This is a genomic window from Sphingomonas horti, from assembly GCF_009753715.1.
GTDB lineage: Bacteria > Pseudomonadota > Alphaproteobacteria > Sphingomonadales > Sphingomonadaceae > Sphingomonas_B > Sphingomonas_B horti.
In genome coordinates, this window is sequence record NZ_WQMS01000001.1 from 294,867 (window position 1) to 308,306 (window position 13,440).

Genomic DNA, 13,440 nt, shown 5'->3' on the forward strand with positions numbered 1-13,440 from the left:
TGAATCAGTTTCCCCGGCCGTCATGGGGGGCGCGAGAAGGCGGCCCCATAGCGGCTGTTTTCGGATTACGCCAGCTTCGCCTTCACTTCGTCGGCCACGTTCTGCGGCACTTCGTCATAGTGGCTGAACTGCATCGTGTACTGCGCCCGGCCCTGGGTGAACGAGCGCAGCTGATTGACGTAGCCGAACATGTTGGCGAGCGGGACCAGCGCCTTGACCGCCTGGGCGTTACCGCGCGTGTCGGTGCCCTGGATCTGGCCGCGGCGGCTGTTGATGTCGCCGATCACGTCGCCGAGATAATCCTCCGGCGTCACCACCTCGACATCCATGATCGGCTCGAGGATCTTGATGCCGGCCTTCTGGGCCGCCTCGCGCATCGCGCCGCGGGCGCAGATCTCGAAGGCGAGCGCCGAAGAGTCGACGTCGTGATATTTGCCGTCGATCAGGTGCACCTCGAAGTCGACGATCGGGAAACCGATCAGCGACCCGGTCTCGGCGGTCTCGCGCATGCCCTTCTCGACCGACGGGATGTACTCGCGCGGGATGTTGCCGCCCTTGATCTCGTCGTGGAAGATGAAGCCCGAGCCGCGCTCGCCCGGCACAACCTTCACCTTCACCTCGCCGAACTGGCCCGAACCGCCCGACTGCTTCTTGTGGGTGTAGGTGAGCTCGACCGGCTTCGCGAGATATTCGCGATAGGCGACCTGCGGCGCGCCGACATTGGCCTCGACCTTGAACTCGCGCTTCATGCGGTCGACCAGGATCTCGAGGTGGAGCTCGCCCATCCCCTTGATGATGGTCTGGCCCGATTCGTGATCGGTCGAGACGCGGAAGGACGGATCCTCGGCGGCCAGGCGGTTGAGGGCGATGCCCATCTTCTCCTGGTCGGCCTTGGTCTTCGGCTCCACCGACAGTTCGATGACCGGCTCCGGGAACTCCATGCGCTCCAGGATGATCGGCGCAGTCGGGGCGCACAGCGTGTCGCCCGTCGTGGTCTCCTTCAGGCCCGCGATCGCGACGATGTCGCCGGCGAACGCCTCGTCGATGTCCTCACGGCTGTTGGCATGCATCAGCAGCATGCGGCCGATCTTTTCCTTCTTGTCCTTCACCGAGTTCAGAACCGTGCCCTTCTCGAGCTTGCCCGAGTAGATGCGCGCGAAGGTGAGCGAGCCGACGAACGGATCGTTCATGATCTTGAACGCCAGCGCCGAGAAGGGCGCATTGTCGTCGGCCGGACGCGTGTCCTCGGTCTCGCCGTCGAGCTTCACGCCCTGGACGTCGGGAATGTCGAGCGGCGACGGCAGGTAATCGACGATCGCGTCGAGCAGCGGCTGCACGCCCTTGTTCTTGAACGACGAGCCGCACAGCACCGGCACGAACGAGAAATTCAGCGTGCCCTTGCGGATCAGCGCCTTCAGCGTCGCCGCGTCGGGCTCGGTGCCCTCAAGATACGCTTCCATGATGTCGTCGTCCTGCTCGACAGCCATCTCGATCAGCTCCGAGCGGGCGGCCGCGGCGGCGTCGGCCAGGTCGGCCGGAATGTCCTGATATTCGAACTTCGCGCCCAGCGACTCTTCGAGCCAGACGATCGCGCGGTTTTCGACCAGGTCGACCAGGCCCTTGAACTGGCTCTCGATCCCGATCGGCAGGTACAGCACCGCCGGGCGGGCGCCGAGGCGGTCCTTGATCATCTCGACGCAGCGCGGGAAGTTCGCGCCGGTGCGGTCAAGCTTGTTGACGTAGCACATGCGCGGAACCTTGTACTTTTCCGCCTGGCGCCAGACCGTCTCCGACTGCGGCTCCACGCCGGCGACGCCGTCGAACGCGGCGACCGCGCCGTCCAGCACGCGGAGCGAACGCTCGACCTCGATGGTGAAATCGACGTGGCCCGGCGTGTCGATGATGTTGATCCGGTGGTCGTTCCAGAAACAGGTGGTCGCAGCCGACGTGATCGTGATGCCGCGCTCCTGCTCCTGCTCCATCCAGTCCATCGTGGCGGTGCCCTCATGGACCTCGCCGATCTTGTAGGACTTGCCGGTGTAATAGAGAATGCGCTCGGTGGTCGTCGTCTTGCCGGCGTCGATGTGCGCCATGATACCGATATTGCGGTAACGCTCGAGCGGATGGCTGCGGGCCATGATCGTTGCTTCCTTAGCGATGCGGGGAGCGGGCACGGGTGCCCGCTCCCCACGATATAGGGTCGGTTCTTACCAGCGGTAGTGGCTGAAGGCGCGGTTCGCCTCGGCCATGCGGTGCGTGTCCTCGCGCTTCTTCACCGCATTGCCGCGATTCTGCGACGCGTCGAGCAATTCGCCCGACAGCCGCGCCGCCATCGTCTTCTCGCTGCGCGCGCGGGCGGCAGAGATCAGCCAGCGGATCGCGAGCGCCTGGGCACGCTCCGCGCGGACCTCGACCGGAACCTGGTAGGTCGCACCACCGACGCGGCGGCTGCGGACCTCGATGCCCGGCTTCACATTGTTCAGCGCGTCATGAAACACGCCGATCGGTTCGCGCTTGGCGCGCTGCTCGACGGTCTCGAGCGCGCCATATACGATCGCTTCGGCGACGGACTTCTTGCCGTCCAGCATCACCGAATTCATGAATTTCGACAGAACCTGATCGCCATAGACGGGATCGGGCAGGATTTCCCGCTTTTCGGGACGACGACGACGAGCCATTGGATTCTTCCTTCTTCTTCAGCTGAACCCGGAACACGTCCGGAGCTTACTTGGCCTGGTTACTTCGGACGCTTCGCGCCGTACTTCGAGCGGCTCTGCTTGCGGTCCTTGACGCCCTGGGTGTCGAGGACGCCGCGCAGGATGTGGTAGCGCACGCCCGGCAAGTCGCGGACGCGGCCGCCGCGGATCAGCACCACCGAGTGCTCCTGAAGGTTGTGCCCTTCGCCCGGGATGTAGCTGATGACTTCGCGCTGGTTGGTGAGCCGCACCTTGGCCACCTTGCGAAGCGCCGAGTTCGGCTTCTTCGGCGTCGTCGTATAGACGCGCGTGCACACGCCCCGCTTCTGCGGGTTCTTTTCCATCGCAGGGACCTTGGAGGCGGCCTTCTGCGGCTCGCGGCCCTTGCGGACCAACTGGTTGATCGTCGGCATTGAAGCCCTTCACCTTGTGTTACCGGAATGCCCGGCGGTTACTTTGCTGGCGCCCACATCGCTGGAATGACGAATCATTCAAAACAAAAGAGCCCGGTGGCATCAGCCCCCTGGCCCTCGATGCGCCAACAATGTTCAAGCTTACCCGCGGTGCCAAAGGCAGCGACCACCAGCCTCGCGAGCGTGGCGGGCCTATAGCGGCGGCACGGCGCCCGGTCAACGGCCTGGCGCGACGCAGCGCGTCACCCCCGTGCGGCGGCCTTCCCTTCCTCGGCGCGCTGCTGGTAGGCGCGGGCAAGCGCGGTGTGGGCCGCGACTGCCGCCCGGTGCGGCGATTCCGCCGCCAGCCTTGCATGTTCCTTGGCCCTGCGGGCCCAGTATTCGCCCTGCGACTCAGGCATTTTTCTTCTCCCCCGGCTGAGCCGTCGGAAGACGGCGAGTCGGTTGTCCACAGGGTAGCAAATCCGCTGTGGAAAATCGCCCCAATTCGGCCCAATCGCGGCGTCGCGGCGGCTCGGCGGCGAATCCGCTGCAAAGCTTGAAAAAAGGGCAGTTTCCAGCCATCTGCGGGGGATGCTGTCGCAACGGACCCGCTATGCCATCCGCGCCTTGCTGCACCTCGCGGACAGCTACGGCAAGGGACCGGTCCCGCTGGCCGACATCGCGGCCGCCCAGAAGATCCCGGCCAAGTTCCTGACCGTCATTCTGTCCGAGCTCGGGCGCGCCGGGCTGGTCGAGACGCAGCGCGGCAAGGACGGCGGCTACCGCCTCGGGCGCCGGCCGAGCGAGATCAGCTATGGCGACGTGATCCGCCTGACCCGCGGCTCGCTCGCGCTGGTGCCGTGCGCCAGCCGGCTGGCCTACGAACCGTGCAAGAATTGCGTGACGCAGGAACAATGCCGCCTGCGCTGGGTGATGCTGCAGGTCCGCGACGAAATGGCGCGGGTGCTCGACACGATCCGTCTGTCCGATCCGGTTCCGGTGCCGCTGGAGAACGTCGCCGCGGAGTGACCGCTTCTCCTCCCTTTTCGGGATGGGCACATGTTCGGCGATTGCCCTCCCCTTTCGTTTCGCTATGAAACCGGTTGCATGAGCCTGCCGCCGCTGTTCGACCGCCTGCGCCTGCCGATCATCGGCTCGCCGCTGTTCATCGTTTCCGGTCCCGACCTTGTCATTGCCCAATGCAAGGCGGGCATCGTCGGCGCGTTCCCGGCGCTGAACGCGCGGCCGCAGTCGCTGCTCGACGAATGGCTGCACCGGATCACCGAGGACCTGGCCGAGCATAACCGCAAGCATCCGGACCGGCCGGCGGCGCCGTTCGCGGTCAACCAGATCGTCCACAAGTCCAACGACCGGCTGGAACAGGACGTCGAGACCTGCGCCAAATGGCAGGTGCCGATCGTCATCACCTCGCTGGGCGCGCGCGAGGATCTGAACCACGCCGTCCATGCCTGGGGCGGCATCACGCTGCACGACGTGATCAACGATCGCTTCGCGCGCAAGGCGATCGAAAAAGGCGCCGACGGGCTGATCCCGGTCGCCGCCGGCGCCGGCGGCCATGCGGGCACGATCTCACCCTTCGCCCTCGTCTCGGAAATCCGCGAATGGTTCGACGGCCCCGTCGCGCTGTCGGGCGCGATCGCGACCGGCCGATCGGTGCTGGCGGCGCAGGCGATGGGCGCAGACCTCGCCTATATCGGCTCGCCCTTCATCGCGACCGCCGAGGCCAATGCCGACGAGGATTACAAGCAGGGCATCGTCGCGGGGCGCGCGGCGGACATCGTCTATTCGGATCTCTTCACCGGGGTGAAAGGCAATTACCTGCGCCAGTCGATCGAAGCGGCCGGCCTTGATCCCGACAATCTGCCGCAGGGCGACTACAAGACGATGAATTTCGGCGGCGGCACCAACCAGGCGAAAAAGGCCTGGCGGGACATCTGGGGCTCCGGTCAGGGCATCGGCGCGGTGCGCGCGGTCGAGACCGTCGCCGAACGCGTCGACCGGCTGGAACTGGAATACCGCGCGGCCAAGGCGGAGCTCGCGGCGAAGGTGAAATAACCGCCGGCGTCGCTACAGCGCCCGCTCGATCCTTCTGAGTAGCCCGAGCGCCGGGCTGAGCGGCTCCGGCTCGGTCATCTCGCGGTCGATGCGGGCAATCCGGCCGTAAAGATCGATGCTCCCCTCGACGATCGCGCGCGCGCCGGGCGGCAGGTCGGCGACTGCCGCCGGGTCGCTGTCGGCCGCCTCGCCGAGCCGCCGCGCCTGGCCATTGCCATCCTCCTCGTCAATCTCGCCCGAGGCAATGCCCTTGCGCGTCAGCAGCCAGGCGATCACGTGCATCAGCCGCGTCGTCACTTTCAGCGACTCGCAGGAAAAGGCGACGCGCTCCATCGGCCCCAGGGACTCGCGTTCGGAGCGGCCGACCTCGTCGAAATAGCTCCGCGCCTCGTCGGCGAGCAGCATCGCTTCGGTATAGAGGCTGTCGACCAGCCGCGCGGTCATCTTCTTACGGGCGTCGTCCAAAGGCATCGGCGCCATAGTGCCACTGCCGCGCGCGCACGGGAACGGGCGAAAAAGGGTAAACCGAATCCCGTTGTGGATCAGGCGATGATGTCGGGAATCAACTGGTCCTCGAGCAACGCGATCTCGTCCTTCAGCTTCAGCTTGCGGCGCTTCAGCCGCGCAAGCTGAAGCTGGTCGAGGTGCGGACTGGCGAGCAACGCAGTGATCGAATCGTCAAGGTCGCGATGCTCGACTCGAAGCGCCGTCAGGCGGCGCATTATTTCTTCGTCGCTGGTCCCCATGGCGCGGCAGAGTATCACGATCGCGCCCGCGCTCAAGCCGCCCCCGGCGCGGTTCGGTTCGTCGCACAGCGCGACAAAGAGGGAGACAGACTCGCGGCCTGTGTGTTTAACTCACTCCCCCATCGGCGAACGAGAGGAGTGTTCCGCAATGGACAATGTGCATCTGGCATCTCTGCAGGCCAAGCACGCCGGGCTCGAAGCTCGAATTGTCAGCGAACTACAACGACCTGCGCCAGACGCATCGGCAATCGCCACACTGAAGAAGCAGAAGCTGAGACTGAAGGACGAAATGGCCCGCGCCTGACGCGCGGCGGCCTGGAGGGGCTCAGCGCCCCTTCAGGCTTTCGACATATTTCAGCGACCGGCTGGGGACGAGCACCGGCTTCACATAGTCGGGCGTGCCCTCTCCCGGAACGATCGGCTTGCGCGCCGCTTCCGGATCGATCTCGCGATCGAATTTGATCCCGAACCGCCGGCCGCCAACCCACGCGACCTCGCCGTTGACCGGCCCGATGTTGCGCAGCTCGGCGATCACCCGCTCGCCGCGGACAAGCTCCGCCACAGGCTCCTGCGCAAGCTCGACCATCATGCCGCCGCCCGACAGGTTGCGGACGCGCGCGCTCATCGATCCCCGTTCCTTGAACGAGAGATTGGTGCCGAGAAAGAAATTGAGACGCTCCGAGGCGCGCTCGTGCGACTCTGCGGTTTCGGTCGTGTTGTCGGGTGTGGGCTGCATGTATTTATCCTTGCAGCCCGTTACCCCGATAATGGTCGACAACCGGTAAAGATTGCCCCGCGGCTATTCGTCGCGTGAGACTTTTTCGTTCCGCTCGTGCCGTTCCTGCGCCTCGACCGTCATCGTCGCGATCGGCCGCGCCTCCAGGCGAGCGAGCGAGATCGGCTCGCCGGTCACTTCGCAATAGCCGTATTCGCCCTCCTCGATCCGGCGCAGCGCCGCGTCGATCTTGGCGATCAGCTTGCGCTGGCGGTCGCGTGTGCGCAGCTCGATCGACCAGTCGGTCTCGCTGGATGCCCGGTCGGTGACGTCCGGTTCGCGCAGCGATTCGCTCTGCAGCTGCGCCAGCGTGCCCTGCGCTTCCAGCAGGATCTGCTCTTTCCAGTTGATGAGCTTGCGGCGGAAATATTCCAGCTGCCGCGCGTTCATGAAAGATTCGTCGGCACTCGGCCGATATTCGTCGTCATTGACGGGTGTCGGCAGTTTGCCGGTCGCCGCCACGCTACTCAACGCCGTCGCCATAATCGTCTCCGCTCCAATGTCGCGGCCCAACTATGCTGCGGGGTCCGCGCCCCTTTGCCCCGAGGCGCCTATAATCCGGCGCAAGAGTCTTCACAAGCTGCGGAATCGGAAGCGACTTTCATTTCGTCGCATCCGGTTTCGGCTTGGCGCAAATTGCGGAGACGGCGCCGGCGGGTCAGCTTTCGGCGATGATCCGTTCGATCTCGTCGACCGGATGGTTGGTCAGGTCCTTCGGAATCTCGCCGACGAGGCGGCTTTCCACTTCGCCGTGATAGTGGCGGCGAAGCTCGCCCAGCGTGGTCGGGGGCGCGACGATCAACAGGGCCTCAAACTCGTTGGCGAGCGCGCGCCGCTTCAGCATGTCGGCGGCGTCGGCGGCGAAACGCTGCTCCTCCAGCTTGTGGAAATCGGTTTCGGAATAGGCGCTGCGTCCGGCCTTCGGCGTCATGCCGGAATGGCCGGCGGCCACGCCCGCGGCCGAGCGGCCCGGCTCGTCCGTGCCCTGTTCGGCGGTCTTGGCGTTCTGCTGCTCCATCGCACTGACGACCTCCAGATTCGGATAGGCTTCGTCGCCTTCGTTCCGGAAGAAAAGCATCTTCTGGCCATCGGCGACCAGCACATAGCCGTCGTGCGGGATTTGCATGGGAACCCTCCTTGTCCGTTACGCCCATGAACGCGCCGCGCCGGGTGAGGGTTGCGCGGCCTTCGCCGCCCCGCCATAGCCGCGCCGCATGCACGACATCCGCCTGATCCGCGACGACCCGCAGGGCTTCGACGCCGCGCTCGCCCGCCGCGGGCTCGAGCCGGTCGCGGCCGCCCTGATCACGCTCGACGAGCGCCGCCGCGCCGCCCAGACCGAGCTGCAGACCGCGCTCGCCCGCCGCAATGAGGCGTCGAAGGCGATCGGCGCCGCCAAGGCGCAGAAGCGCGAGGAGGTAGCCGCCGCGCTGATGGCCGAAGTGGCGGGGCTGAAGGAGACCATACCCGCGCTCGAGGACGCGGCGCGCGAGGCGGATACGGCGCTTGAGGCGAACCTGGCGGTGATCCCCAACCTGCCGGCCCCTGACGTGCCTGCCGGCGCCGATGAAAGCGACAATGTCCAGCTGACGATCTGGGGCGATCCGCGCGAGGGCGACTTTCCCGAGCATCCCGAATTCGCAGGACCGCTGGGGCTCGACTTCGAAAGCGCGGCGGCGATCGCGGGAACGCGCTTTGCGGTGCTGAAGGGCGGCATCGCCCGCCTGCACCGCGCGATCGGCCAGTTCATGCTGGACCGCAACGTCGCCGATTGGGGCTATACCGAAGTGATCCCGCCGCTGCTGGTGCGCGATGCGGCGATGTTCGGGACCACGCAGCTGCCGAAGTTTGCCGAGGATTCCTTCCGCACCACCGACGATCGCTGGCTGATCCCGACCGCCGAGGTCAGCCTGACCAATCTGGTGCGCGAGAAGATCCTCGACGAAGGCGAGTTGCCGCTGCGCTTCACGGCGCTGACCCAATGTTTCCGCGCCGAGGCAGGGGCCGCGGGGCGCGACACCAAGGGGCTGATCCGCCAGCACCAGTTCGAGAAGGTCGAATTGGTCTCGATCACCACGCCCGAGGCGTCCGAGGCCGAGCATGAGCGGATGACGCGCGCCGCCGAGTCGATCCTGGAGGCGCTCGGCCTGCCCTACCGGCGCATGCTGCTGTGCGCCGGCGACATGGGCTTTGCCGCGCGCAAGACCTACGACCTGGAAGTGTGGCTGCCGGGTCAGGCCCGCTACCGGGAGATTTCGAGCTGCTCGAACTGCGGCGATTTCCAGGCTCGTCGCATGAACGCGCGCTTCCGCCCCGCCGGCGGCAAGCCCGAGCTCGTGCACACGCTGAACGGCTCGGCGCTGGCGGTAGGGCGAACCCTGGTGGCGGTGCTGGAGAACTGTCAGGAAAGCGACGGTTCGGTGCGGATTCCGGATGCTCTGCGGCCCCATATGGGCGGACTGGAGGCGCTGACGCCCGCCTGATCCGCCCCTCGTCCGCGCCCGCGCTTCGTGTTAATGGTTAACGCACGACAACCACGGGGGTGGATCATGAGCAATCAGCTTGTCGTGTCGTTCGCCGCTGCCGCGATGGCAGCTATTCCCGCCCAGGCGGCAATCAATCCCGAGCAGGGTCATAAGGTCGCCGGAGCCGCGTTCGGAACGCTGTCCGACTCGGGGCCTGCGCAGCTCAAGCTCTACGATGCCAAAGGCGGCTTCCATGGCGCCCTGCAGCCATTCGGTGATCTGAAGGGCGGCGTCTGGGTCGCTGCCGGCGACGTCAACGGCGATGGGCGGGCAGACATCGTCGCCGGCCACGCAAGCGGGCCGCTGGTGAATGTCTATGACGGCGCCTCGCACACGAAATTCCTTTCGTTCGAGCCCTTCGGCGCCGACTTCAAAGGCGGCATCAACGTGGCATCGGGGTTCATCACCGACAGTCACGGCGGCGCGGAAATCGTGACCGGCGCAGGACCCGGCGGCGGCCCGCACGTGCGCGTGTTCGACGGTCAGCTGAAGGTCACGCACGATTTCAACGCGTTCGACCCGGCGTTCCAGGGCGGCGTTCGCGTCGCCGCCGGCGATGTTACGGGCGACGGCGTGGCGGAGCTGATCGTGGGTACGGGCCCCGGCGGCGGCGAGCTCAAATTCTACGACGGAACGAGCGGCCGCAACATCGGCGCCTTCGACCCGTTCGGCAGCGACTTCAAGGGCGGGCTGTTCTTCACCGCGGGCAAATATCAGGGCCGCGACTCGCTGTTCGTCAGCAAGGCGACGGAAGGCGACGGTTCGGTGTTCGTGTTCGATCTGGCCAATATCGACCAGAAGATCTCGTTCAATCCGTTCGGCGCCGACTACAAGGGCGGCGTGACGCTGGGCTTCACCACCGACGGCACCAGCAACACGCTGATCGTGGGCGAGGCCGAAGGCGGACGCGCGGGCTTTATCGACCTTACCGGCCGCGCCGCCGGCCTTGCAGATGCTTTCGACGCCAATCCGCCGATGAGCGACATCTTCTTCACGCCGTTCGGCCCGGACTATCATGGCGGCATCTCGGTCGCGGGACTCGGCGCAGTGGCTGTTCCCGAACCGGCGACCTGGGCGATGATGCTTACCGGCTTCGGCGCCGCGGGGCTTGCCATGCGTCGGCGCCGGTTGCGGCCTGAGCGGCACGAGGCTAACGCCGCCTAGCGCCGACCGGAGCGATCTCCGCCGGCGCGTTCCCTGCCACGGCGGAGCGGCGTTTTGCGCATCCTGTTGACCAATGACGACGGTGTGAATGCGGGCGGGCTGAAGGTGCTGGAGGAGCTGGCGCGCCGCTTCTCCGACGACCTGTGGGTCGTGGCCCCGGCCGAGGAACAGTCCGGCGCCGGCCATTCGCTGACGCTCAGCCGACCGATCCGGCTGCGCAAGCTCGGCGAACGGCGCTTCTGCGTGACCGGCACGCCCACGGACAGCGTGATGATGGCGGTCGGCCACCTGATGCGCGAGCTGAAGCCGGACCTGGTGCTCTCCGGCGTCAACCGCGGCGCGAACCTGGCCGACGACGTCACCTATTCGGGCACCGTTTCCGCCGCGATGGAAGGCGCGCTGGCGGGGGTGCCTGCAATCGCGCTGAGCCAGGTCTATGCCCGCGAAGGCATGGGCGACACGGTGCCGTTCGACGCGGCGATCGGCTGGGGCGAACGGGTGCTCCGCCCCCTGATCGAGGCCGAGTTCGCGCCGCGCACGCTGGTGAACGTCAACTTCCCCGCCCTTCCCGCCGATCAGGTGAAGGGCATCCGGATCGTGCGGCAAGGCTTTCACGATTACGGCCGGGCCCGGATCGACAAGCGCACCGATCCGCGCGGCTATGACTATTTCTGGTTCGGGCTGAGGCCGATGGTCCAGACGCCGGCGCAGGACACTGACATCGAGGCGGTGGCCGACGGCTATATCTCGGTCACGCCGCTCCAGCTGGACCTGACCCATGGCGCGAGCATGGGCGCGCTCCGCTCGGCCTATGATTACGGGTCGTAAACCATTTCCCGGCAAAGACTTGTCGTGATGCTCGCCTGACCAGGGAGCAAGCGGGCCGGGTCGTTCGAACATGCAGCATTTTGGCGGGTTTTCCGCGGATCAAAGGACAGACAGGCGGCGCCACGAGCGGCATGCTTTCGCGGGCGCCGAACTGTTCCTGTTCCCCAGCTGGAAACAGATCGCCGAGGCCCATCCGGCGGAACGCTACACGCTGCGGCTGAAAGACGCGTCGCGCGCCGGCCTGTCCGGACTGATCGACGCGCCGCTGACAGTGGGCGACATGGTGTTCGTCCAGTTCGAGGAAACGCTGATCCCCGCCGCCGAAGTGATCTGGTGCCGGCGGATGATGATCGGCTTCAAACTGACCCAGGAACTGCCGCTCGGCCGCTTCAACCGCCTGCGGGAAGCGCACGAAGCCGGCCGCCTCTGGTCCCCCGCCATGCGCGCCCGCTCCGACCTGCCGAGCTGGTGGATGAACGTCGAGGACCACGCGCGGGGAAGGCAGGCGGTGATTTCGGGGAGTTGAGGGGAGCGGGCGCGGGCGATCGGCCCATTTCGGATATAGCTTTTGAGCTAGTTTCTATTCAGTTCGGTGAATTGGCCGAACCGAGTGTCTGGGCAGAGCGTCGATTTGTAAAAGCAAGCCGATGAGTAACGGGCCTTCACAATGGCCGGCTGATCACCCCTTGATCCTTTGAAGCGATTTTCCTCTGTGTAGATCAAGAACGGGCTTTTGTCGGCGTAAGCCGCGTCGCACACTTCAAAACACACCGCGTAGGATTTTGTGAAGCCGTTGTCGTATGGGTAAACCTTGATCGTGACGACGCGGTTATCCCACTTCTTCGGAGACTCCATCAGGTCGATGACCTGCTCGTCATTGAGCAGGGTCTCGGGCGACGGGAACGGCACGGTCGCGCATGCACTAAGAGCGCAAACGAAAATCGTAGTCTCGGCCATTCGCCACCTGACGCGCATGCCCAAAGATGAGTCACGAACGCGCTACCGTCAATGTAGCTCGTTCACCGATCGCAGAGACAGCCCACCTCTCCCGCAGGGAGAGGTCGAGTCGGGCGGCGCCCGACCGGGTGAGGGGTTCCAAAGCGGGATGTTCAACCGCCGATCCCCTCACCCCGCTCGCGGCTTTGCCGCGAGTCGCCCTCTCCCCACGGGGAGAGGGGCTGTTCCTAAAGCGACGCCATGTCGATGACGAAGCGGTATTTCACGTCACTCTTGACCATGCGGTCGTAGGCCGTGTTGATCTCGTCCATCCGGATCAGCTCGATGTCGGCGGTCAGGCCGTGGTCGCGGCAGAAGTCGAGCATTTCCTGCGTCTCGCGGATGCCGCCGATCAGCGAGCCCGCGAGCGCGCGGCGGCGGAAGATCAGCTTGCCGACGTCCGGCGACTTGTGGGGATCGGCGGGGACCCCGACCAGCACCATCGTCCCGTCCCGCTTCAAGGCGGCGAGATAGGGATCGAGGTCCAGCGGGGCCGCGACCGTGTTTAGGATGAAGTCGAACGTCCCCTCGGCTGCCTTCATCGCCGCGGGATCGCGCGAGACGATCACGTCCTTCGCGCCCAGCTTCAGCGCATCCTCGCGCTTGTCGGGCGAGGTGGTGAAGACGGTCACGTCGGCGCCCATCGCGGCGGCGATCTTCACGCCCATATGGCCGAGCCCGCCGAGCCCGACGACGCCGACCTTCTGCCCCGGCCCGACCTTCCAGTGGCGGAGCGGCGAATAGGTGGTGATGCCGGCGCACAGCAGCGGCGCGACGGCGGCCAGGTCCTTTTCGTCATGGCCGATGCGGAGCACGAAATCCTGATCGACGACGATGCGCTTCGAATAGCCGCCGAAGGTGTGGCCGCCCAAATGCGCATCCTCGCCATTATAGGTGCCGACGAAGCCCGAGCCGGTGCAATATTGCTCCTCGCTGTCCCGGCACGACGGGCAGGTGCCGCAGCTGTCGACCATGCAGCCGACGCCGACCACGTCGCCGGCCTTGAAGCGGTCGACCTCGCCGCCGACGGCGGCCACCCGGCCGACGATCTCGTGACCCGGCACGCAGGGGTAGAGGGTCCCGCTCCATTCCCCGCGGGCCGTGTGCAGGTCCGAATGGCAGACGCCGCAGAACAGGATGTCGATCGCAACGTCGCGCGGGCCGGGCGCGCGGCGCTCGATCGTGAGCGGGCCGAGCGGCCGGTCGGCGGCGGTGTTGCCATAGGCTTGGGTGGTCATG

17 protein-coding genes and 2 pseudogenes are annotated in these 13,440 nt (G+C 66.1%); 8 read left to right on the forward strand and 11 right to left on the reverse strand.

The annotated features are described in order from the left end of the window. Positions 1 to 65: 65 nt before the first annotated feature. From fusA to GON01_RS01385, 4 genes are all read right to left on the reverse strand, one after another. Positions 66 to 2,138, reverse strand: a complete 2,073-nt coding sequence (gene fusA / locus GON01_RS01370; protein ID WP_157025268.1) for an elongation factor G — start codon at positions 2,136 to 2,138, stop codon at positions 66 to 68. Positions 2,139 to 2,207: 69 nt separating this feature from the next. Continuing rightward, positions 2,208 to 2,678, reverse strand: coding sequence for a 30S ribosomal protein S7 (gene rpsG, locus GON01_RS01375; RefSeq protein ID WP_157025270.1), 471 nt, complete (start codon positions 2,676 to 2,678; stop codon positions 2,208 to 2,210). 59 nt (positions 2,679 to 2,737) lie between these two features. Then, entirely contained in the window at positions 2,738 to 3,109 is a 372-nt protein-coding gene (gene rpsL, locus GON01_RS01380; RefSeq protein WP_157025272.1) for a 30S ribosomal protein S12, read from the reverse strand. A gap of 242 nt (positions 3,110 to 3,351) precedes the next feature. Further along, the gene (locus GON01_RS01385; protein ID WP_157025274.1) at positions 3,352 to 3,510 is read right to left on the reverse strand and encodes a hypothetical protein; all 159 of its coding nucleotides are present in this window, start codon (positions 3,508 to 3,510) and stop codon (positions 3,352 to 3,354) included. Between the two features lie 172 nt (positions 3,511 to 3,682). Here GON01_RS01385 and GON01_RS01390 point away from each other — a divergent pair, with 172 nt between their 5' ends. Together GON01_RS01390 and GON01_RS01395 are read left to right on the forward strand one after the other, a co-directional pair. Further along, on the forward strand, positions 3,683 to 4,120 hold the full coding sequence (locus tag GON01_RS01390) for an RrF2 family transcriptional regulator (RefSeq protein WP_157025275.1): 438 nt from the start codon (positions 3,683 to 3,685) through the stop codon (positions 4,118 to 4,120). 78 nt (positions 4,121 to 4,198) lie between these two features. Continuing rightward, the gene (locus GON01_RS01395) at positions 4,199 to 5,167 is read left to right on the forward strand and encodes an NAD(P)H-dependent flavin oxidoreductase (protein ID WP_157025277.1); all 969 of its coding nucleotides are present in this window, start codon (positions 4,199 to 4,201) and stop codon (positions 5,165 to 5,167) included. A gap of 12 nt (positions 5,168 to 5,179) precedes the next feature. Here GON01_RS01395 and GON01_RS01400 read toward each other — a convergent pair whose 3' ends face one another. Further along, a complete protein-coding gene (locus tag GON01_RS01400) occupies positions 5,180 to 5,638 on the reverse strand; it encodes a DUF1465 family protein (RefSeq protein WP_181600165.1) in 459 nt (152 codons plus the stop codon). Between the two features lie 71 nt (positions 5,639 to 5,709). Further along, positions 5,710 to 5,889 carry a YdcH family protein gene (locus tag GON01_RS01405; protein WP_232328571.1) on the reverse strand — a complete coding sequence of 60 codons (180 nt, stop codon included), beginning with the start codon at positions 5,887 to 5,889 and terminating at the stop codon, positions 5,710 to 5,712. A gap of 172 nt (positions 5,890 to 6,061) precedes the next feature. Here GON01_RS01405 and GON01_RS01410 point away from each other — a divergent pair, with 172 nt between their 5' ends. After that, a complete protein-coding gene (locus GON01_RS01410; RefSeq protein ID WP_157025282.1) occupies positions 6,062 to 6,217 on the forward strand; it encodes a YdcH family protein in 156 nt (51 codons plus the stop codon). Between the two features lie 21 nt (positions 6,218 to 6,238). Here GON01_RS01410 and GON01_RS01415 read toward each other — a convergent pair whose 3' ends face one another. From GON01_RS01415 to GON01_RS01425, 3 genes are all read right to left on the reverse strand, one after another. Next, on the reverse strand, positions 6,239 to 6,649 hold the full coding sequence (locus tag GON01_RS01415) for a PilZ domain-containing protein (protein ID WP_157025284.1): 411 nt from the start codon (positions 6,647 to 6,649) through the stop codon (positions 6,239 to 6,241). A gap of 63 nt (positions 6,650 to 6,712) precedes the next feature. Next, positions 6,713 to 7,171 carry an RNA polymerase-binding protein DksA gene (dksA, locus tag GON01_RS01420; RefSeq protein ID WP_157025286.1) on the reverse strand — a complete coding sequence of 153 codons (459 nt, stop codon included), beginning with the start codon at positions 7,169 to 7,171 and terminating at the stop codon, positions 6,713 to 6,715. A 175-nt stretch (positions 7,172 to 7,346) separates the two neighbouring features. Then, the gene (locus GON01_RS01425; RefSeq protein ID WP_157025288.1) at positions 7,347 to 7,814 is read right to left on the reverse strand and encodes a host attachment family protein; all 468 of its coding nucleotides are present in this window, start codon (positions 7,812 to 7,814) and stop codon (positions 7,347 to 7,349) included. A gap of 88 nt (positions 7,815 to 7,902) precedes the next feature. Between GON01_RS01425 and serS the strand changes: the two genes are divergently transcribed. From serS to GON01_RS01445, 5 genes and pseudogenes are all read left to right on the forward strand, one after another. Next, on the forward strand, positions 7,903 to 9,171 hold the full coding sequence (gene serS, locus GON01_RS01430) for a serine--tRNA ligase (protein WP_157025290.1): 1,269 nt from the start codon (positions 7,903 to 7,905) through the stop codon (positions 9,169 to 9,171). A gap of 105 nt (positions 9,172 to 9,276) precedes the next feature. Then, a pseudogene (locus GON01_RS17380) lies at positions 9,277 to 9,528 on the forward strand (FG-GAP repeat domain-containing protein); the annotation flags it as partial. Between the two features lie 732 nt (positions 9,529 to 10,260). Next, positions 10,261 to 10,377 (forward strand): annotated as a pseudogene (locus tag GON01_RS17385) (PEPxxWA-CTERM sorting domain-containing protein); the annotation flags it as partial. Positions 10,378 to 10,431: 54 nt separating this feature from the next. Next, the gene (gene surE, locus GON01_RS01440; protein ID WP_157025292.1) at positions 10,432 to 11,205 is read left to right on the forward strand and encodes a 5'/3'-nucleotidase SurE; all 774 of its coding nucleotides are present in this window, start codon (positions 10,432 to 10,434) and stop codon (positions 11,203 to 11,205) included. A 70-nt stretch (positions 11,206 to 11,275) separates the two neighbouring features. Beyond that, entirely contained in the window at positions 11,276 to 11,731 is a 456-nt protein-coding gene (locus GON01_RS01445) for a PilZ domain-containing protein (RefSeq protein ID WP_157025294.1), read from the forward strand. Positions 11,732 to 11,778: 47 nt separating this feature from the next. Here the strand turns inward: GON01_RS01445 and GON01_RS01450 are convergent, their stop codons facing one another. Together GON01_RS01450 and GON01_RS01455 are read right to left on the reverse strand one after the other, a co-directional pair. Continuing rightward, complete coding sequence (locus GON01_RS01450; protein ID WP_157025296.1) at positions 11,779 to 12,162, reverse strand: hypothetical protein; 384 nt, start codon at positions 12,160 to 12,162, stop codon at positions 11,779 to 11,781. 227 nt (positions 12,163 to 12,389) lie between these two features. Further along, on the reverse strand, positions 12,390 to 13,439 hold the full coding sequence (locus GON01_RS01455; protein WP_157025298.1) for an NAD(P)-dependent alcohol dehydrogenase: 1,050 nt from the start codon (positions 13,437 to 13,439) through the stop codon (positions 12,390 to 12,392). Position 13,440: the final 1 nt, after the last annotated feature.